Annotated in this window: 17 protein-coding genes; 12 read left to right on the forward strand and 5 right to left on the reverse strand. The window is 66.3% G+C overall.

Annotated features, from left to right (window positions below):
- Nucleotides 1–1,101 (forward strand): sigma54-dependent transcriptional activator SfnR, encoded by a 1,101-nt coding sequence (sfnR, locus tag CAF70_RS09550; protein WP_085624360.1) that lies wholly within the window; start codon nt 1–3, stop codon nt 1,099–1,101.
- Between the two features lie 142 nt (nt 1,102–1,243).
- On the opposite strand, the gene CAF70_RS09555 is transcribed toward sfnR, so the two are convergent.
- Nucleotides 1,244–1,870 (reverse strand): glutathione S-transferase family protein, encoded by a 627-nt coding sequence (locus CAF70_RS09555; RefSeq protein WP_085624362.1) that lies wholly within the window; start codon nt 1,868–1,870, stop codon nt 1,244–1,246.
- Nucleotides 1,871–2,048: 178 nt separating this feature from the next.
- Between CAF70_RS09555 and CAF70_RS09560 the strand changes: the two genes are divergently transcribed.
- The gene (locus CAF70_RS09560; protein ID WP_003260922.1) at nt 2,049–2,366 is read left to right on the forward strand and encodes a DUF2388 domain-containing protein; all 318 of its coding nucleotides are present in this window, start codon (nt 2,049–2,051) and stop codon (nt 2,364–2,366) included.
- Nucleotides 2,367–2,493: 127 nt separating this feature from the next.
- Here CAF70_RS09560 and glcC read toward each other — a convergent pair whose 3' ends face one another.
- Nucleotides 2,494–3,258 carry a transcriptional regulator GlcC gene (gene glcC / locus CAF70_RS09565; protein ID WP_085624364.1) on the reverse strand — a complete coding sequence of 255 codons (765 nt, stop codon included), beginning with the start codon at nt 3,256–3,258 and terminating at the stop codon, nt 2,494–2,496.
- Between the two features lie 195 nt (nt 3,259–3,453).
- Between glcC and glcD the strand changes: the two genes are divergently transcribed.
- The 7 genes from glcD to CAF70_RS09605 all read left to right on the forward strand — a co-directional run bounded on the left by glcD (nt 3,454) and on the right by CAF70_RS09605 (nt 11,999).
- Nucleotides 3,454–4,953, forward strand: a complete 1,500-nt coding sequence (gene glcD / locus CAF70_RS09570; RefSeq protein WP_085624365.1) for a glycolate oxidase subunit GlcD — start codon at nt 3,454–3,456, stop codon at nt 4,951–4,953.
- Nucleotides 4,953–6,005 carry a glycolate oxidase subunit GlcE gene (gene glcE / locus CAF70_RS09575; protein ID WP_085624368.1) on the forward strand — a complete coding sequence of 351 codons (1,053 nt, stop codon included), beginning with the start codon at nt 4,953–4,955 and terminating at the stop codon, nt 6,003–6,005. The genes glcD and glcE overlap by 1 nt, the downstream gene beginning before the upstream one ends.
- A 9-nt stretch (nt 6,006–6,014) precedes the next feature.
- Complete coding sequence (gene glcF, locus CAF70_RS09580; RefSeq protein WP_085624370.1) at nt 6,015–7,250, forward strand: glycolate oxidase subunit GlcF; 1,236 nt, start codon at nt 6,015–6,017, stop codon at nt 7,248–7,250.
- A complete protein-coding gene (locus tag CAF70_RS09585) occupies nt 7,243–7,641 on the forward strand; it encodes a heme-binding protein (RefSeq protein WP_085624372.1) in 399 nt (132 codons plus the stop codon). Before glcF ends, CAF70_RS09585 begins: the two co-directional genes overlap by 8 nt.
- A 152-nt stretch (nt 7,642–7,793) precedes the next feature.
- Nucleotides 7,794–9,965, forward strand: a complete 2,172-nt coding sequence (locus CAF70_RS09595; RefSeq protein WP_085624374.1) for a malate synthase G — start codon at nt 7,794–7,796, stop codon at nt 9,963–9,965.
- A 168-nt stretch (nt 9,966–10,133) separates the two neighbouring features.
- Nucleotides 10,134–10,472 carry a hypothetical protein gene (locus tag CAF70_RS09600; RefSeq protein WP_085624376.1) on the forward strand — a complete coding sequence of 113 codons (339 nt, stop codon included), beginning with the start codon at nt 10,134–10,136 and terminating at the stop codon, nt 10,470–10,472.
- Nucleotides 10,473–10,565: 93 nt separating this feature from the next.
- Nucleotides 10,566–11,999, forward strand: a complete 1,434-nt coding sequence (locus CAF70_RS09605; protein WP_085624378.1) for a PLP-dependent aminotransferase family protein — start codon at nt 10,566–10,568, stop codon at nt 11,997–11,999.
- On the opposite strand, the gene CAF70_RS09610 is transcribed toward CAF70_RS09605, so the two are convergent.
- Nucleotides 11,992–13,188, reverse strand: a complete 1,197-nt coding sequence (locus tag CAF70_RS09610; RefSeq protein WP_085624380.1) for a cyanate transporter — start codon at nt 13,186–13,188, stop codon at nt 11,992–11,994. The two genes, CAF70_RS09605 and CAF70_RS09610, sit on opposite strands and share 8 nt — an antisense overlap.
- Nucleotides 13,185–13,643, reverse strand: coding sequence for a nucleoside deaminase (locus CAF70_RS09615; protein ID WP_085624382.1), 459 nt, complete (start codon nt 13,641–13,643; stop codon nt 13,185–13,187). Before CAF70_RS09615 ends, CAF70_RS09610 begins: the two co-directional genes overlap by 4 nt.
- Before the next feature lie 198 nt (nt 13,644–13,841).
- Between CAF70_RS09615 and CAF70_RS09620 the strand changes: the two genes are divergently transcribed.
- Entirely contained in the window at nt 13,842–14,279 is a 438-nt protein-coding gene (locus tag CAF70_RS09620; protein ID WP_085624384.1) for a carboxymuconolactone decarboxylase family protein, read from the forward strand.
- A 130-nt stretch (nt 14,280–14,409) separates the two neighbouring features.
- Here CAF70_RS09620 and CAF70_RS09625 read toward each other — a convergent pair whose 3' ends face one another.
- A complete protein-coding gene (locus CAF70_RS09625) occupies nt 14,410–15,420 on the reverse strand; it encodes an AraC family transcriptional regulator (RefSeq protein ID WP_085624387.1) in 1,011 nt (336 codons plus the stop codon).
- 168 nt (nt 15,421–15,588) lie between these two features.
- Between CAF70_RS09625 and CAF70_RS09630 the strand changes: the two genes are divergently transcribed.
- Nucleotides 15,589–16,773, forward strand: coding sequence for an acetyl-CoA C-acyltransferase family protein (locus CAF70_RS09630; RefSeq protein ID WP_085624389.1), 1,185 nt, complete (start codon nt 15,589–15,591; stop codon nt 16,771–16,773).
- A 13-nt stretch (nt 16,774–16,786) separates the two neighbouring features.
- Nucleotides 16,787–17,635, forward strand: a complete 849-nt coding sequence (locus tag CAF70_RS09635) for a 3-hydroxybutyryl-CoA dehydrogenase (RefSeq protein ID WP_085624391.1) — start codon at nt 16,787–16,789, stop codon at nt 17,633–17,635.

Genomic DNA, 17,635 nt, shown 5'->3' on the forward strand with positions numbered 1-17,635 from the left:
ATGCAACTGCTGACCCTCCCCCCGTCCCCGACACTGGCCACCTCGATCCGGGCGACCGCACAGGTCTTCGAAGACCCCAGGTCGCAGGCGCTGCTCGCCCACCTGCAACAAGTCGCCCCCAGCGAGGCCAGCGTGCTGATCATCGGCGAAACCGGCACGGGCAAGGAGCTGGTCGCACGCCACATCCACAACCTCAGCGGCCGGCGCAACGGCCCGTTCGTCGCGGTCAACTGCGGTGCGTTCTCCGAGTCGCTGGTCGAGGCGGAGCTGTTCGGCCATGAGAAAGGCGCCTTCACCGGTGCCCTGGCGGCCAAGGCCGGCTGGTTCGAGGAGGCCAACGGCGGCACCCTGTTCCTCGACGAAATCGGCGACCTGCCGTTGCCGATCCAGGTCAAGCTGCTGCGCGTGCTGCAGGAGCGCGAAGTCGTGCGGCTGGGGTCACGCAAGAGCATTCCGATCAATGTGCGGGTGCTGGCGGCGACCAACGTGCAGCTGGAAAAGGCCATTAACGCCGGGCATTTTCGCGAAGACCTGTACTACCGGCTGAATGTGGTGACCTTGCAGTTGCACCCATTGCGCGATCGCCCGGGCGACATCCTGCCGCTGGCCCGGCATTTCATCCGTAGCTACAGCGACCGGTTGGGCTACGGCCCGGTGGACCTGAGCGCCAAGGCCCAGGCCAAGCTGGTGGAATACAGCTGGCCGGGCAACATCCGCGAGCTGGAGAATGTGATTCACCACAGCTTGCTGACCTGTGGCGACGGTACGGTGCAGGCGCAGGACCTGCGCCTTTCCAATCTGCGTATCGAACGGCAGGAGGAAGAGCCGGCGGGCAATGCTGTGGAGGACTTGCTGCAGCGGGCGTTCAGCCGCTTGTACGAAGAGCAGCCGGGCGACCTGTACGAGAAGGTGGAAAATGCCCTGCTGCGGTCGGCGTATCGGTTCTGCCATTACAACCAGGTGCATACCGCACAGTTGTTGGGGCTATCGCGCAACATCACCCGTACGCGGCTGATTGCGATTGGCGAGTTGGTGGTGAACAAACGCCGGGGGCAGGAGCAGCAGGTGCTGGATAACCGGGTGGTGCGGTTGTCGATCTGAAGGGTGTATGGCCTGTTCGGGCCTCTTCGCGGGCACGCCCGCTCCCACAGGTGCCGCGCCAACCTTGAAAGCGGCGCGATACCTGTGGGAGCGGGCGTGCCCGCGAAGAGGCCGGTGCAGGCAGCCAAATTGCTCGGATGGGTCAGGAGGCCGTGCGCGGCATCAACTCATACGGGTGCTTCCACCCTGGCAACGCCTGGATCCGCGCCTTCCATGCCTCGATGTGGGTGAACTGCGCCAACGCAATGCCAGTGTCCTCCGGCATGAACACATACCCCGCCAACGACAGGTCAGCAATAGTCAGCCGGCCACCGACCATGAACGGCGTCTTTGCCAGGTGCGCGTCGACGATACGGTAGGCCGCCGTGGCACGATCACGCAGGAACCGGGTCACGTCCGTTTCACCGGTCTTCTTCAGGCAGAACAGAAAGCGCAGGGCCGCGTAGTAACTGGTGAACTTGTGGTTGTCGAACAGCATCCAGCGCCAGATCTCGCGCTTTTCGTCATCGTCGCGGGGGCCGAACTGCCCGGTTTGCTCCGCGAGGTAATCGAGAATCAGCGCAGACTGGGTGAAGGATTTGCCGGCGTGTTCCAGCACCGGTACCTCACCCTGCTCGTTTACTTCGTCGCGCCAGGCTTGTCCGCGCGTCTGGCCATTGAAGAAATCGACGAACACCGGCTGCCAGTCCTGGCCGGTGAGTTCGAGCATGAGCGCCGCCTTGTAGGCGTTACCGGATTCGGCGAAACAATGCAGCTTGTAGTCGGGCATGGGTGAGAACCTTCAGTATCCATTGAATGATTGGGCCATCAGCCCGAGCAGATCACGCCCGGCTCGACATGGTCAATGCCTGCTGCCGCGACGAACAAGGGAACTACCACCCCACCTGCGCTTTCTTAAACACTGAGTGGTTCAATTACTTGGGCTTCACGCTACTGGAGAACTCACCATGCGCCACCTACTCCTCGCCCCTGCGCTGCTGCTCCTGCTGCCTGCCGGTGCTGCCCTGGCTGACGTCGACGCAGGCGACGTCGCAACCTCGGCCGGTGTTTCCGCCTCGCTTTATTCGACCTTCAAGGACGACAAACGGATCATCCCGGCGCGTGACGAGCTTTCGGCTTACGTCGCCAGCGGTGGTGCAATCCGTGGCGCCTATGTGGAGTCGGCGCTGGAACAAGCCCGCAAGGACAACCCTGGCCTGCAGGCCAATGATGAAGAACTGGCCCGGGCCCTCCTCTCGCAGGATGACCGCATAGCCGATCATTGATTGAGGTAATCCTGCACCGGCCTCTTCGCGGGCTTGCCCGCTCCCACAGGGACCGCACCGGGTCTGATGCCTGTGCAGTACCTGTGGGAGCGGGCAAGCCCGCGAAGAGGCCGGCACAGGCAAAACCTCAACCCCAGCCATCCATGCGCATGGTCGCTCGCACCAGCCGCTGCTCTTCCTGCTCTATCTCCCGCAAGCTGTCGCGGATCCCGTTGATATGCTCGCGCGCCGCCCGCTGCGCCTGCTCGGGCAACTGCTCCATCACCGCGTGATACAACCGCGCATGGTGCCGGTCGATCTGGCGCTTCTGTGCCGGCCGGCAATACAGGTTGTTGACCGAGGCGAACACCGTGCTCAAGGTCAGGTCACTGAGCGATTGCAAGGTATGCACCAGCACCGGGTTGTGCGACGCCTCGCTGATCGCCCGGTGAAAGGCATGGTCGCGGCGGGCATGTTCACGGGCATCGATCGCTTCAGGGGCTTCGTGCGCAGCCAGCATTTCTTCATAACGCCGACGGATCAGCAAACGGTCAACCTCGGTAGCCCGCAACGCTGCCAGGCGCGCCGACTCGGCCTCCAGCAATGCCCGTACCTCCAACAGGTCGAACAACGTGCGCGGCTGCGAGCTGAACAGGTGCATCAACGGCGTGACGCCCGCCTGCCCCGTCAGGTCGGCGACGAACGAGCCGCGCCCTTGCTCGGTGTCGATGATGCCGCGCCCGCGCAGTATGCGCAGGCCTTCACGCAGCGCCGAGCGCGAACAGCCGAGCTTGTCCACCAGGCGTCGCTCCGACGGCAGGGCCTGGCCCACCTTGAGCACCCCTTCGACGATCAGCCGCTCGACCCGTTCGGCCACCTGGTCGGCGACCTTGGCCTTGCCTTCAGTACCCACTGCGTACCCTCTTGCTGGTAGGACCACTTGAACCACCTGCCTCAATCTAGCCGGGCGCAGCAGTCAATAACCAGTACCTTCGGCAAAAACTGGTAGGACCAGTTCCTTTCATACTCGACCGCGGCCGCTGCCACGCGCAGGCTGCAAGGGTGAGCGCTTCGCCAACCACAACAAGAACCGTTGCCGAGTAAGCCGATGAATATCCTGTACGACGAACGCGTCGATGGCGCGCTGCCCGACGTGGACCGAGCGGCGCTGCTGCAGGCGCTGCGCACTGCCCTGCCGGACCTCGAGATCCTGCACCGCGAGGAAGACCTCAAGCCCTATGAGTGCGACGGCCTTTCGGCCTATCGCACGGTGCCGCTGCTGGTGGTATTGCCCGAGCGCCTGGAACAGGTACAGACGCTACTCAGGCTCTGCCACCAGCGTGGCGTGCCGGTGGTGGCACGCGGCGCCGGTACCGGCCTGTCGGGCGGCGCCCTGCCACTGGCCAAAGGCATCCTGCTGGTGATGGCGCGCTTCAACCGCATTCTCGAAGTCAACCCGCAGGGCCGCTTCGCCCGAGTGCAACCCGGCGTGCGCAACCTGGCCATCTCCCAGGCGGCCGCGCCCCACGGCCTGTACTACGCGCCGGACCCGTCCTCGCAAATCGCCTGCTCCATCGGCGGTAATGTCGCCGAGAACGCCGGTGGCGTGCACTGCCTCAAGTACGGCCTGACCGTGCACAACCTGCTCAAGGTGGAAATCCTCACGGTCGAGGGCGAGCGCCTGACGCTCGGCAGCGATGCGCTGGACAGCCCTGGTTTCGACCTGCTGGCACTGTTCACCGGCTCCGAAGGCATGCTTGGCATCGTCACCGAAGTCACCGTCAAATTGCTGCCCAAACCCCAGGTGGCGCGGGTGCTGCTGGCCAGTTTCGACAGTGTCGAGGACGCCGGCCGGGCAGTGGCCGAGATCATCGCTGCCGGGATCATCCCCGGCGGCCTGGAAATGATGGACAACCTGGCGATCCGCGCCGCCGAGGACTTCATCCATGCCGGCTACCCGGTGGACGCGGCGGCCATCCTGCTGTGCGAGCTGGATGGTGTCGAGGCTGATGTGCACGACGACTGCGAACGGGTCGCCGCCGTGCTGGCCCAGGCCGGCGCGCGTGATGTGCGACTGGCCTGCGACGAGGCCGAGCGCGTGCGCTTCTGGGCCGGGCGCAAGAATGCCTTCCCGGCGGTGGGGCGCATTTCCCCGGACTACTACTGCATGGACGGCACCATCCCGCGTCGCGAACTGCCGCGGGTGCTCAAGGGCATCAGCGAACTGTCCAACGAATACGGCCTGCGCGTGGCCAACGTGTTCCACGCCGGCGACGGCAACATGCACCCGTTGATCCTGTTCGATGCCAACCTGCCTGGCGAGCTGGAACGTGCCGAAGCCATCGGCGGCAAGATCCTCGAACTGTGCGTGGCCGTGGGCGGCAGCATCACCGGCGAGCACGGCGTGGGGCGCGAGAAGATCAACCAGATGTGCGCACAATTCAACAGCGACGAAATCACCCTGTTCCAAGCGGTCAAGGCCGCCTTCGACCCGCAGGGCCTGCTCAACCCCGGCAAGAACATCCCCACCCTGCACCGCTGCGCCGAATTCGGCGCCATGCACGTGCACCATGGGCAACTGCCCTTTCCCGAACTGGAGCGTTTCTGATGAGCATGGACCGCGATATCAGCCAGGCCCTGCTGGAGCAGGTCAACCAGGCGCTGAACCAGGCCACGCCACTGCGTATCCAGGGCGGCAACAGCAAGGCCATGCTCGGCTGCCCGGTGGCCGGCGAGGTGCTCGACACTCGCAGCCACCGTGGCATCGTCAGTTACGACCCGACCGAACTGGTGCTGACTGCCCGCGCCGGTACACCGCTGCGCGAGATCGAGGCGGCACTGCACGAAGCTGGCCAGATGCTGCCCTGCGAACCACCGCACCTGGGCCCCGACGCCACTCTGGGTGGCATGGTCGCAGCCGGGCTGTCGGGGCCACGGCGGCCCTGGGCCGGGTCGGTACGCGACTATGTGCTGGGCACGCGGGTGATCACCGGCCACGGCAAGCTGCTGCGCTTTGGTGGCGAAGTGATGAAGAACGTCGCGGGCTATGACGTGTCGCGGCTGATGGCGGGCAGCTTCGGCTGCCTCGGGTTGCTCACCGAAGTGTCGCTGAAAGTACTGCCGCGCCCGCGCCAGTGCCTCAGCCTGCGCCTGCCGATGGGCCGCCACCAGGCGTTGGCTGAGCTGGCCGAATGGGGCCAGCAGCCGCTGCCGATCAGCGCGGCCTGCCACGACGGCGACGCGCTGTACCTGCGCCTGGAAGGCGGCGAAGGCTCGGTACAGTCGGCGCGCCAGCGCCTGGGCGGCGAGACACTGGACAGCAGCTTCTGGAGCGACCTGCGCGAGCAGCGCCTGGCGTTCTTTGCTGCCCCGGCAACGCTGTGGCGCTTGTCCGTGCCCCCTGCCACCGGCGAGCTGGACCTGCCCGGCCAGCAACTGATCGACTGGGGTGGCGCCCAGCGCTGGCTCAAGTCCACGGCAGCGGCGCAGGACATTCGCGAGCAGGTCGCAAAGGTCGGTGGCCACGCCACCTGCCATGCCCCTGGCGCTGCCAGCAGCCCGCCGCTGCCCGCCGCGTTGATGCGCTACCACCGTGCGCTCAAGCAGCAACTCGATCCCCAGGGGGTGTTCAACCCTGGTCGCCTGTACCCGGACCTGTGAGGCCAGACCATGCAAACCAACCTGAGCGAAACCGCCCGGCACCTGGCCCGCGCCGACGAGGCCGAAAGCATCCTGCGCTCCTGCGTGCACTGTGGCTTCTGCACCGCCACCTGCCCCACCTACCAGCTGCTGGGCGATGAACTGGACGGCCCACGCGGGCGCATCTACCTGATCAAGCAGATGCTCGAAGGCGCGCCGATCACCGCCAGCACCCAGTTGCACCTGGATCGCTGCCTGACCTGCCGCAACTGTGAAACCACCTGCCCTTCCGGGGTCAAGTACCACGACCTGCTGGACATCGGCCGCGCCGTGGTCGACCAGCAGGTGCCGCGCCCGCTTGGCCAGCGCCTGTTGCGCCAGGGCCTGCGAGCAGTGGTACCACGCCCCGCGCTGTTCAAGGCCTTGACCCGCAGCGGCCAGGCCTTGCGCCCGCTGTTGCCGGCCACGCTCAAGCGCAAGCTGCCGGCGCGGGTCAACGCCCCCGGCCAACGCCCCGCACCGCACCATGCGCGTCGGGTGCTGATGCTGGAAGGTTGCGTGCAACCGGCCCTTTCACCCAACACCAATGCCGCCGCCGCACGCCTGCTGGACCGCCTGGGCATCAGCGTGGTGCCGGTCCGGCAGGCCGGCTGCTGTGGCGCGGTGGACTACCACCTCAATGCCCAGGAACAAGGCCTGCAACGGGCACGGCGCAATATCGATGCCTGGTGGCCAGCCATCGAAGCCGGCGCCGAGGCCATCGTGCAAACCGCCAGCGGCTGCGGCGCGTTCGTGCGCGACTACGGCCACCTGCTGGAGAAGGACCCGCGCTACGCCGCCAAGGCCGCACGGGTCAGCGCCCTGTCCCGCGACCTGGTGGAAGTGCTGCGCGACGAGCCGGTCGAACAACTGGGCCTGTGCGCCGAACAGCGCCTGGCGTTCCATTGCCCGTGCACCCTGCAGCACGCGCTGAAACTGGGCGGTGCGGTGGAGACGCTGCTGACGCGCCTGGGCTTCACCTTGACCCAGGTGCCGGACGGCCACCTGTGCTGCGGCTCGGCGGGCACCTACTCGCTGACCCAGCCTGAGCTGTCGCTACAACTGCGCGACAACCGCCTCAACGCCCTGGAAAGCGGCAAACCGCAAGTCATCGCCACCGCCAATATCGGCTGCCAGGCCCACCTCGACGGGGCCGGGCGCACACCGGTGCGGCACTGGATCGAAATCGTCGAAGCAGCCTTGAATCCGGAGAACCACCATGCATAACAAGCCCGTGATCGGCCAGGCCGAAGTCGCCCGCGCGCTCAGCGCCGCGCGCCAGGAAGCCCAGGCGCAACAATGGAACGTGACCATTGCCGTGGTCGACGACGGCGGCCACCCGCTGGCCCTGGAGCGCCTGGACGGCTGCGCGCCGGCCAGTGCCTACATCGCGATGGAAAAGGCCCGCACCGCCGCACTGGGGCGCAAGGAGACGCGGGATTACGAAGAAATGGTCAATGGCGGCCGTACCGCTTTCGTCACCGCGCCGCTGCTGACCAGCCTTGAAGGTGGCGTGCCGCTGCGGGTGGATGGGCAGGTTGTGGGGGCGATCGGCGTGTCCGGGGTCAAGTCCGAGCAGGATGCCCAGGTGGCCAAGGCCGGGGCGGCTGCCCTCTGAGTCCTGTGCCGACCTCTTCGCGGGCCTGCCCGCTCCCACAGGGCTTTCACAAGACGTGAGACCTGTGCAGTACCTGTGGGAGCGGGCAAGCCCGCGAAGAGGCCGGCACAGGCAAAAACTTTCCAGAAGACTGAACATCGAGCGAACAGACAATGCCAAACCATCCACTCCAGATCGCCCCGACCCTGCAACGTTTCATCGAAGACGAAGTCCTCCCCGGCACCGGCATCGAAGCCCGCTCCTTCTGGCAAGGCTTCAGCACCCTGGTCCACGACCTCGCGCCGCAGAACCTCGCCCTGCTCGCCGAACGCGAGCGCCTGCAGACAGCACTGGACAACTGGCACCGCCAGCACCCCGGCCCGATCCGTGACATGGCCGCCTACCAGCAGTTCCTGCAAGCCATCGGCTACCTTGTGGAGCCTCCGGCCAGCGTGCAGGTCAGCACCCGCAACGTCGACCGCGAGATTGCCGTACAGGCCGGCCCGCAACTGGTGGTGCCACTGAGCAACGCCCGTTACGCCCTCAACGCCGCCAACGCCCGCTGGGGCTCGCTGTACGATGCCCTGTACGGCACCGATGCCATCGCCGAAACCGATGGAGCCGAACGTGGCCAGGGCTACAACCCGCGACGCGGCGCCAAGGTGATCGCCTATGGCAGGCAGTACCTCGACACCGCTGCCCCTCTCGACGGCGGGTCGCACAATGATGCCAAGGCCTACGCGATCGACCAGGGCACGCTACAGGTAACCCTGGCGGATGGTCGCCAGGTCGGCCTCAGGCACCCGACGCAACTGCGGGGCTACCAAGGTGAGCCGAACACGCCAACGGCGATTCTGCTGCAGCATCACCAACTGCATTTCGAAATCCAGGTCGACCCGGCCAACGCCATCGGCCAGCAGGACCCGGCAGGGGTCAAGGACATCCTGCTGGAGGCTGCGCTCACCACCATCATCGACTGCGAAGACTCGGTAGCAGCGGTGGACGCCGACGACAAGGTGAACGTCTACCGCAACTGGCTGGGCCTGATGAAAGGCGACCTCAGCGAGCAGGTCAGCAAGGGTGGCAAAACCTTCAGCCGCACCCTGGCCGATGACCGCCATTACCACGGCGCAGACGGCCAGCCACTGACCCTGCCAGGCCGCTCGCTGCTGTTCATCCGCAACGTCGGCCACCTGATGACCAACCCCGCCATCCACGACCGCGATGGCCGGGAAATCCCGGAAGGCATCCTCGATGCCGTGGTCACCAGCCTGATCGGTCTGCACGACCTCAAGCGCCGCGGCAATTCCCGCGAGGGCAGCCTGTACATCGTCAAGCCGAAGATGCATGGCCCCGCCGAAGTGGCCTTTGCCGACCAGCTGTTCGGCCGCGTCGAAGCGCTGCTCGGCCTGCCTGCACACACGCTGAAGATGGGCATCATGGACGAGGAACGACGTACCAGCGTCAACCTCAAGGCCTGCATCGCCAGCGCCGCGTCACGAGTGGTGTTCATCAACACCGGCTTCCTCGACCGCACCGGCGACGAGATGCACACAGCCATGGAAGCCGGCGCCATGCTACGCAAGGGCGACATGAAAGGCAGCGCCTGGATCCAGGCCTACGAGCGCAGCAACGTACTGGTGGGGCTGGCCTGTGGCCTGCGCGGCAAGGCGCAGATCGGCAAAGGCATGTGGGCCATGCCCGACCTGATGGCGGCCATGCTCGAACAGAAAGTCGCCCAGCCCAGGGCCGGCGCCAACACGGCCTGGGTACCCTCGCCCACAGCCGCGACGCTGCATGCGCTGCACTACCATCAGGTGGATGTTGCGGCCGTGCAGCAAACGCTGGAGCAGATTGACCTGAATGCCCAGCGTGCCGAGTTGCTGCATGACCTGCTCAGTGTCCCGGTCAGCCCCGAGCGGCCCTGGAGCGCAGCCGACATCCAGGCCGAACTGGACAACAACTGCCAGGGTATCCTCGGTTACGTGGTGCGCTGGGTCGAGCAAGGGGTCGGCTGTTCCAAAGTGCCGGATATCCATGACGTAGGCCTGATGGAAGACCGCGCAACCCTGCGGATTTCGGCGCAGCACATTGCCAACTGGCTGCATCACGGGGTGGTCGATGCCGATCAGGTCGAGGCGACCTTGCAGCGCATGGCCAGCGTGGTCGACCAGCAGAATGCCGGGGACCCGGCGTATCGACCGATGGCGGCCGGTTTCGAGGCATCGCATGCCTTCCGCGCTGCGCGTGAACTGGTGTTCAAGGGGCGGCAGCAGCCCAGTGGCTATACCGAACCGTTGCTGCATGGCTGGCGCTTGCGTTTCAAGCAGGAAGTCGGGCGCTGATGCTGACAAGGGCCGCTATGCGGCCCAACCGCATGAAAACACCTGGCATTCCGACATCTTCGGAAACTTCCTACGCGACGCACGGAAGCGTCCTACTTGTAGCTCCTGTCCCCGGAAAACATGATCGGCACTGGATGACGCAAGGTCGCGATCCAGAGGAGCTTCCGCATGCACCTGTACGCCCGCCCCACCGCCGAATTGCGCAGTACCCTGCGCGAACTGCTGGCCCATGACATGAACAACCCCGATGACGACCCGCACCTGTCGGGGGTGATGTTCTTCTGCGCTACCGATGAACGCTCCCGGCAACTGATCGAGCGTATCGAGTTGCTGGCCAGCGAAGTGTTCTTCGACCCGAACGGGCGGGCCATTTCCGAGCAGATGAAAGCGGCGGCGGTGGAAGGCGTGCGCATCAAGCGCAACCGCAAGGCACCGGCGGACGAGACGGTGATACGCATCGCCCTGGCGGACAAGGGCTACATCACGGTGAGCACTGCCAGGTTCTGATCACCGACTGCCTGTTTCAGGGCCGCTTTGCGGCCCCATGCCCGTCTGCGGTCAATCCGCTATCCTGAGCACTTCCCCGCTCCGGACCGCACCATGGAACTGCACATTCGCCTGGAAGGCCGCAAAGGCCTTGCCGACCAGCTTTACCAGCAATTGCGCGCCGGCATCGACAGCGGCCACCTGGCCGCCGGCACCCAACTGCCGCCAAGCCGCCTGCTGGCGGAGCAATTGGGCGTATCGCGCAAGACCGTGGCCGAGGCCTACTCCCGGCTGACCTACGACAACCTGCTAAGCGGCGTGGTCGGCCGTGGCACCTTCATCACCCCGCGCCAGCCGCTGCGCAGCAGCGAATCAACCGCCATTCCCCTGGCCGCTGCCGCGTCCCTCGAGCGCTGGCAGCAGCGCGCTACCGTGCTGAGCCAACGTCAGCTGCAGGCACCCTCGCGTTATGACTTCATCGGCGGGGCCTCGAGCAAGGCGCAGTTCCCGTTCGACCAGTGGCGCAGTTGCCTGAACCATGCCTTGCGCCGCAGCCAGCGCCACCCGGAGCGACAGTTCCCGGCCCAGGGCCTGCCCGAGCTGCGCGAGGCCATCGCCCATCACGTTGCCTATGCCCGCGGCGTGCACTGCAGCGCCGCCGACCTGCTGGTATGCAACGGCGCCCAGCAGGCACTGGACCTGATCGCCCGGGTGCTGGTCGAGTCAGGTTGCCAGGTGGCCATGGAAGACCCCGGTTACCCGCCGGCGCGGCAACTCTTCCTGGCCCTGGGCGCGCGCCTGCAATCGGTACCGGTGGACGATGAAGGCCTGTGCGTGGAGCAGATCGCCGACGGCACCCGGCTGATCTATGTGACGCCCTCGCACCAGTTCCCGCTGGGCATGCCGATGAGCGAGCCACGCCGGCACGCCCTGCTGGCGCGGGCCGCCGAGCTGGGCGCGTTGATCATCGAAGACGACTACGACTGCGAGTTCCGCTACCACGGGCCAGCCGCGGATGCGTTGCAGCGCCTCGACCGGCATGGCCTGGTGGCCTATGTGGGGACCTTTTCCAAGACCTTGCTGCCCGAGTTGCGCCTGGGCTACGCCATCCTGCCGCCCGCCGTGTTGAAGGCCGCCTGCGTGGCCAAGCACCTAAGCGACTGGCACAGCCCGACCCTGTTGCAGTGGGCACTGGCGCGGTTTATCGGCGAAGGCCACCTGAACAAGCACATCCGTCGTTGCCACGAAGTCTACAGCGCCCGTCGCGAACGCATCCTCGCACGGCTGGGTGGCGACCTGGCGCCATGGTTCAGCGCCATCCCGGCCAGCGCCGGCTTCCACCTCAGCGCCCTGGCCAGACCTGGAGTCGATGTCGAGCTGCTGGCCAACCTCGCGCGCAAGGTGGAGGTCGGCCTGTACTCGCTGGCACCGTTCTTCAGCGAAGCGCCAGTGCGCCCAGGGCTGTTGCTGGGTTTCGGCGCCATTGAGCTGCTGGACATCGACCCGGCACTGGACCGGGTGCGCGACACCCTGCAGCGCCTCAGTTGACGGGCGCAGGCTTGGCCCCGACAACCGGGCGGGCAATGGCCGCGGCATAACCGCGAGGGTTGAAGCACGCGGTAACCAGCAACATCGCCACCACGGTCACGGTCAGCAGCATCCATGAGGCCTGGAAATCGCCGCTCACATCGCGCAGCCAGCCGGTGATGTACGGCACGATGCCGGTGATGATGAAGCCGATGCCCTGCACGAACGCCGCCAGGCTGCCGGCCTCGGCTGGCGTCTTCAGGTGTTCCAGGGTCAGCGTCAGGCTCTGGCTGAAGCAGGCGCCCAGGCCGAAACCGATCATCGCCACCCACAGTCCCGAGGCCAGCGTGGGCGCCAGCAGCAGGCCGAGGAAACCCACCAGCTGGATCGCCAAGGCCAGCCACAGGCCCGGGCGCCGGTCTGCCCAGCGCCGCAACAACAGTGGCAGGCCCAGTGCGCCGGCCACCTGGAAGATGGTCATCAGGCCCACCAGGTCGGCACCACCCTGGGCGCTGCCGCCATGCTCCAGGTGATAGGCCGGCAACCAGGCCACCATGCTGGTGTAGCCGCCGTTGATCAAGCCGAAGTACAACGCCAGCAACCAGGCCCGGCGCGTACCGAACCAGTGCCCGCCGGTGGCACCGCCCAGCTTCGGCGCCTGCTGGCGTGGCCGCAGCACGGCCCAGGCCAGTAGCGCCAGCACGGCAGGGGTCGCCCACACCCCCAGGCCGACCTGCCAGTGGCCGAAGTAGCCACTGATGTGCGGCCCGAGCACGGCGGCCATGCCGCCGCCGCTCATCAGCGCTGCCGAATACAGGCCCATCGCCCCCGCCAGGCGGCCGGGGAACCAGCGGTTGACCAGCCCCGGCATCATGCCCTGCACTACCGCTACCCCCAGGCCGGCGACCACCGCACTGGCAATCAGCGCCCAGGCGCTGTCCAGTTGCAGGCGCCACAGGCAGGCCAGGGCGATGGCCGCCAGGCCAGCGAGCATGCCGCCATGTTCATTGATCCAGCGCCGCAACCAGGGTTGCAGCAACGGCACCAGGCCCATGCACAGCACCGGCAACGCCGTCAGCAAGGCCGCCTGCTGGTAACCCAGGCCGGTGCTGGCGCGCATGGGTTCGAGCAAAGGGCCGATGCTGGTCAGGATCGGCCGCAGGTTCAGGGCCAGCAGCATGACCAGCAACAGGTTCAATGCTGCTCTCATTGTGCGTTGGCCTGTTTCCATTCATGGTACAGACCGGCTTCGCCGCTGGGTTTCAGGGCGCGCAGCGGCAGGCTCTGCTGCTGGGGTGGGCGAGCCATCTGCGCGTATACCGCCGCGGTGGACAAACCGTACGGTTCGCCCTCGGCGTTATCGTAGGCAAACCAGGCCCGCTCGATGCCGCACAGGTGCATGGCTGCCAGGCACATCGGGCACGGGTGGCCGCTGGCGTAGATTTCGGCGCCATCCAGGCGCGCCTGGCCCAAGGCGTGGCTGGCCTTGCGGATGGCCTGCATCTCGGCGTGGGCGGTCGGGTCCTGGGTGCTGTGAATCTCGTTGACTGCACGCGCCAGTACCTGCCCCTGGTACACCAGCACGGCGCCGAAGGGCCGGCCACCGGCCTGAATGTTGGCGCGGGCCAGCTCGAGGGCTTCGCGCATGTAGCGTTCTTCGGACATGAATCGGTGCTCCTGTTGCAAGAGCTGGCCATTATCCGGGCTTGGGCGGCCTGGCAGAAATGAAGAGATTGGATGCCTGTCAGTGGCCTCGCAAATGGTCGATTGGCCTCCCGCTTATGCGCGCGATTGGCTATCGGGGCGGCCAACGGGCGGCGCTACAGTAACGCCATCCCCATCACACACCCTTTGGAGACAGCCATGCACAACCGTATCGAATGGGCCAAGCACGCCCCCGAGGCCTACAAGGCCATGGTCGGCCTGGAGCAAGCCCTGGCCAAGAGCGGACTGGAGAATTCCCTGCTGGAGCTGGTGCGACTGCGGGCTTCGCAGATCAACGGCTGCGCCTATTGCGTGAACCTGCACGCCAACGACGCGCGCAAGGCCGGTGAGACCGAGGCACGCCTGCAGACGTTGTGCGTCTGGCAGGAAACCGCCTACTTCACACCACGCGAACGTGCTGCACTGGCCTGGGTGGAGAGCCTGACCCGGCTGCCCGAGCACGGCGCGCCGCAGGCGGAATATGAAGCCTTGCAGGCACACTTCGAGCCGGCCGAAGTGGCCAACCTGACCCTGGCAATTGCCGCCATCAATGCCTGGAACCGTTTCGGGGTCGGGTTTGCCATGGTGCCGGCCTGATCATTGATCGGTCGCCTGCACCGGCCTCTTCGCGGGCTTGCCCGCTCCCACAGGGATCTCACAGGGCCTGAAAGCTGTGCTGCACCTGTGGGAGCGGGCAAGCCCGCGAAAGGGCCGGTGCAGGTAAACGCTACCGTCCGGCCAACCGCGCCCGGTAGCTCCCAGGGCTCTGCCCGGTCCATTTCTTGAACGCCCGGTGAAACGCACTGGGCTCCTGGAACCCGGTCTGCTCGGCAATCTCGGCAATGCTCAACTCCCCTTCGCGCAGCCGCTCGAAGGCCATTGCCCGGCGCACTTCATCCTTGATCTGCTGGTACGAACGCCCCTCCCGCTCCAGCTGCCTACGGAACGTACTGGCACTGACCCCCTGCAGCTGCGCCAGTGCCGCCAGCGTCGGCCACTGACCATAGCGCCGCGCCCGCAGGTGCCGGTACACCTCGGCCACCAGCCCGTTCTGGTTGCGAAAGCGAATCACCAACCCCTGCGGCGCGCTGCGCAGAAAGGTCTTCAGGGCCGCCAGGTCCTGCACCACCGGCAGGCGCAGGTAGGCACTGTCGAACTCCACCTCGGTGCGCCCGCTGCCCAGGCGCAGGTCCGGCCCCCACAGCAGCAGGTCGTCCTCCTGGGCCGGGCGCGACACCGCCAGCTCGGTGCGGTCGATGGCGATCCGCCGCCCGGCCAGCCAGCACAGCATGCCGATCATCAGCACCAGGTAGGTTTCCTCGGCATACACCCGGGTCAGCGGGTCGGCGATGCTCGACTGCACGCTGATCAGCGCCCGCCCGCCACGCACCGTCAGGTTGCCGCGCAGGTCACGCAGGAACAGGCCGAAACCAGCCATGCACTGGCGCAAGGCTTTTTCCAGGTTCGGCTCCAGGATCAGGCCCCGGCAGATCAGGGCGAAGCTGCCCGGCGGCATGCCGTGGCTATCGAGGCGGAAGAACTCGTCGTCCAGGCGCTGGATCAGCGCCAGCCACAGCTGGGCGAAGGCTTTGGCCGGAACACGGGCCTGGGGTTGCTGGAGCAGTTGCGGGTCGATGCCCACCGCACGCAGCTGCACATCGCGTTCGCCGGGGCAGTCGCGCAGGGCATGGAGCATGGCATTGAGGAAGTACACGGCGACCGAATCGCTATCGCGCATGGCGGTTTTCGCTGTCTATGCTGAGTGGCAAAAAGTGCCAGGTTGTCTGAACAGTTACGGCATAGGCTGCAACAGAGCCTTTGCCTAGACTCGGTCCCACTCCGGGATTGCCGGCCATTCTCGCAGAGCCTGGCCCGGTCCCGCCATGCCTTCGCAATCGGAGCCCCTATGAGCAGCGCAGAAATCTACGTCGTCAGTGCCGTCCGTTCAGCCATTGGTGGCTTTGGCGGTTCCCTCAAGGACCTGCCGCTGGCCGACCTGGCCAGCGCCATCACCCGTGCCGCCATCGAGCGCTCGGGCGTGGCCGCCGAGCAGATCGGCCACCTGGTGATGGGCACGGTGATCCCCACCGAACCGCGTGACGCCTACCTGGCCCGCGTAGCGGCAATGAACGCCGGCATTCCCAAGGAAACCCCGGCCTTCAACGTCAACCGCCTGTGCGGCTCGGGCCTGCAGGCCATCGTCTCGGCGGCCCAATGCCTGCTGTTGGGCGACACCGACGTGGCCGTGGCGGCCGGCGCCGAATCCATGAGCCGTGGCCCGTACCTGCTGCCACAGGCACGCTGGGGCGCACGCATGGGTGACCTGCAAGGCATCGACTACACCGTCGGCGTGCTGCAGGACCCGTTCGAACACTTCCATATGGGCATCACTGCCGAGAACGTTGCGGCCAGGCACGGCATTACCCGTGAAATGCAGGACGAACTGGCCCTGACCAGCCAGCGCCGCGCTGCCCGCGCCATTGCCGAAGGCCGCTTCGCCAGCCAGATCGTCCCGCTGGAACTGAAAACCCGCAAGGGCAGCGTGCAGTTCAGCACTGACGAGCATGTGCGTGGCGAGGTGACTGCCGAGCAACTGGCAGGGATGAAGGCAGTGTTCAAGAAAGACGGCAGCGTTACCGCCGGCAATGCCAGTGGCATCAATGACGGCGCTGGCGGCCTGGTACTGGCCAGTGGTGATGCGGTGCGCCGCCTGGGCCTGAAGCCGCTGGCACGCCTGGTGGGCTATGCCCATGCCGGCGTCGAGCCTGAACTGATGGGCCTGGGCCCGATCCCGGCCACCCGCAAGGTGCTGGAGAAGACCGGCCTGAAAGTGCAGGACCTGGACGTGATCGAGTCCAACGAAGCCTTCGCCGCCCAGGCATGCGCCGTGGCTCGCGAACTGGGCTTCGACCCGGAAAAGGTCAACCCCAACGGCTCGGGCATTTCGCTTGGCCACCCGGTGGGCGCCACCGGCACCATCATCGCCACCAAGGCCATCCATGAGCTGCAGCGCATCCAGGGCCGCTACGCCCTGGCCACCATGTGCATTGGCGGTGGCCAAGGCATCGCCGTGGTCTTCGAGCGCGTCTGAAGGAGACTGACACATGAGCATTGAACAGATTGCCGTGATCGGCGCCGGCACCATGGGCAACGGCATTGCCCAGGTGTGTGCGGTGGCTGGCTACCAGGTGCTGCTGGTGGACGTTTCCGACGCTGCGCTGGAGCGCGGCTTGGCTACCTTGAGCAAGAACCTCGAGCGCCAGGTCAACAAAGGCACCCTCGACGCCGACAAGGCGGCTGCTGCACGCACGCGCATTCGCACCAGCACCGACTATGCCCAGCTGCGCGGCGCGCAGCTGGTGATCGAGGCTGCCACCGAAAACCTGCAGCTCAAGCAGCGCATCCTGCAGCAGGTAGCCGCCAACGTCGCCGCCGACTGCCTGATTGCCACCAATACCTCGTCGCTGTCGGTCACCCAGCTTGCGGCCAGCATCGAGCACCCCGAGCGCTTCATTGGCGTGCACTTCTTCAACCCGGTGCCGATGATGGCGCTGGTCGAGATCATTCGCGGCCTGCAGACCAGCGACAGCACCTACGCCCAGGCACTGGTGGTGAGCGAAAAGGTCGGCAAGACCCCGATCACTGCCGGCAACCGCCCGGGTTTCGTGGTCAACCGTATTCTGGTGCCGATGATCAACGAAGCGATTTTCGTTCGCCAGGAGGGCCTGGCCAGTGCCGAGGACATCGACACCGGCATGCGCCTGGGCTGCAACCAGCCGATCGGCCCGCTGGCCCTGGCCGACCTGATCGGCCTGGACACCCTGCTGGCGATCATGGAGGCCTTCCATGAAGGCTTCAACGACAGCAAGTACCGCCCTGCCCCGCTGCTCAAGGAAATGGTCGCGGCCGGTTGGCTGGGGCGCAAGAGCGGCCGCGGTTTCTTCACCTACTGA

The sequence above is a fragment of the Pseudomonas sp. B19(2017) genome, assembly GCF_002113165.1.
Classification (GTDB): domain Bacteria; phylum Pseudomonadota; class Gammaproteobacteria; order Pseudomonadales; family Pseudomonadaceae; genus Aquipseudomonas.

Excerpts from the sequence above, each read along its gene's own strand:
- sfnR (WP_085624360.1), top strand. The coding sequence starts at position 1 with ATGCAACTGCTGACCCTCCCCCCGTCCCCGACACTGGCCACCTCGATC.
- CAF70_RS09555 (WP_085624362.1), bottom strand. The coding sequence starts at position 1,870 with ATGCCCGACTACAAGCTGCATTGTTTCGCCGAATCCGGTAACGCCTAC.
- CAF70_RS09560 (WP_003260922.1), top strand. The coding sequence starts at position 2,049 with ATGCGCCACCTACTCCTCGCCCCTGCGCTGCTGCTCCTGCTGCCTGCC.
- glcD (WP_085624365.1), top strand. The coding sequence starts at position 3,454 with ATGAATATCCTGTACGACGAACGCGTCGATGGCGCGCTGCCCGACGTG.
- glcE (WP_085624368.1), top strand. The coding sequence starts at position 4,953 with ATGAGCATGGACCGCGATATCAGCCAGGCCCTGCTGGAGCAGGTCAAC.
- glcF (WP_085624370.1), top strand. The coding sequence starts at position 6,015 with ATGCAAACCAACCTGAGCGAAACCGCCCGGCACCTGGCCCGCGCCGAC.
- CAF70_RS09585 (WP_085624372.1), top strand. The coding sequence starts at position 7,243 with ATGCATAACAAGCCCGTGATCGGCCAGGCCGAAGTCGCCCGCGCGCTC.
- CAF70_RS09595 (WP_085624374.1), top strand. The coding sequence starts at position 7,794 with ATGCCAAACCATCCACTCCAGATCGCCCCGACCCTGCAACGTTTCATC.
- CAF70_RS09600 (WP_085624376.1), top strand. The coding sequence starts at position 10,134 with ATGCACCTGTACGCCCGCCCCACCGCCGAATTGCGCAGTACCCTGCGC.
- CAF70_RS09605 (WP_085624378.1), top strand. The coding sequence starts at position 10,566 with ATGGAACTGCACATTCGCCTGGAAGGCCGCAAAGGCCTTGCCGACCAG.
- CAF70_RS09610 (WP_085624380.1), bottom strand. The coding sequence starts at position 13,188 with ATGAGAGCAGCATTGAACCTGTTGCTGGTCATGCTGCTGGCCCTGAAC.
- CAF70_RS09615 (WP_085624382.1), bottom strand. The coding sequence starts at position 13,643 with ATGTCCGAAGAACGCTACATGCGCGAAGCCCTCGAGCTGGCCCGCGCC.
- CAF70_RS09620 (WP_085624384.1), top strand. The coding sequence starts at position 13,842 with ATGCACAACCGTATCGAATGGGCCAAGCACGCCCCCGAGGCCTACAAG.
- CAF70_RS09625 (WP_085624387.1), bottom strand. The coding sequence starts at position 15,420 with ATGCGCGATAGCGATTCGGTCGCCGTGTACTTCCTCAATGCCATGCTC.
- CAF70_RS09630 (WP_085624389.1), top strand. The coding sequence starts at position 15,589 with ATGAGCAGCGCAGAAATCTACGTCGTCAGTGCCGTCCGTTCAGCCATT.
- CAF70_RS09635 (WP_085624391.1), top strand. The coding sequence starts at position 16,787 with ATGAGCATTGAACAGATTGCCGTGATCGGCGCCGGCACCATGGGCAAC.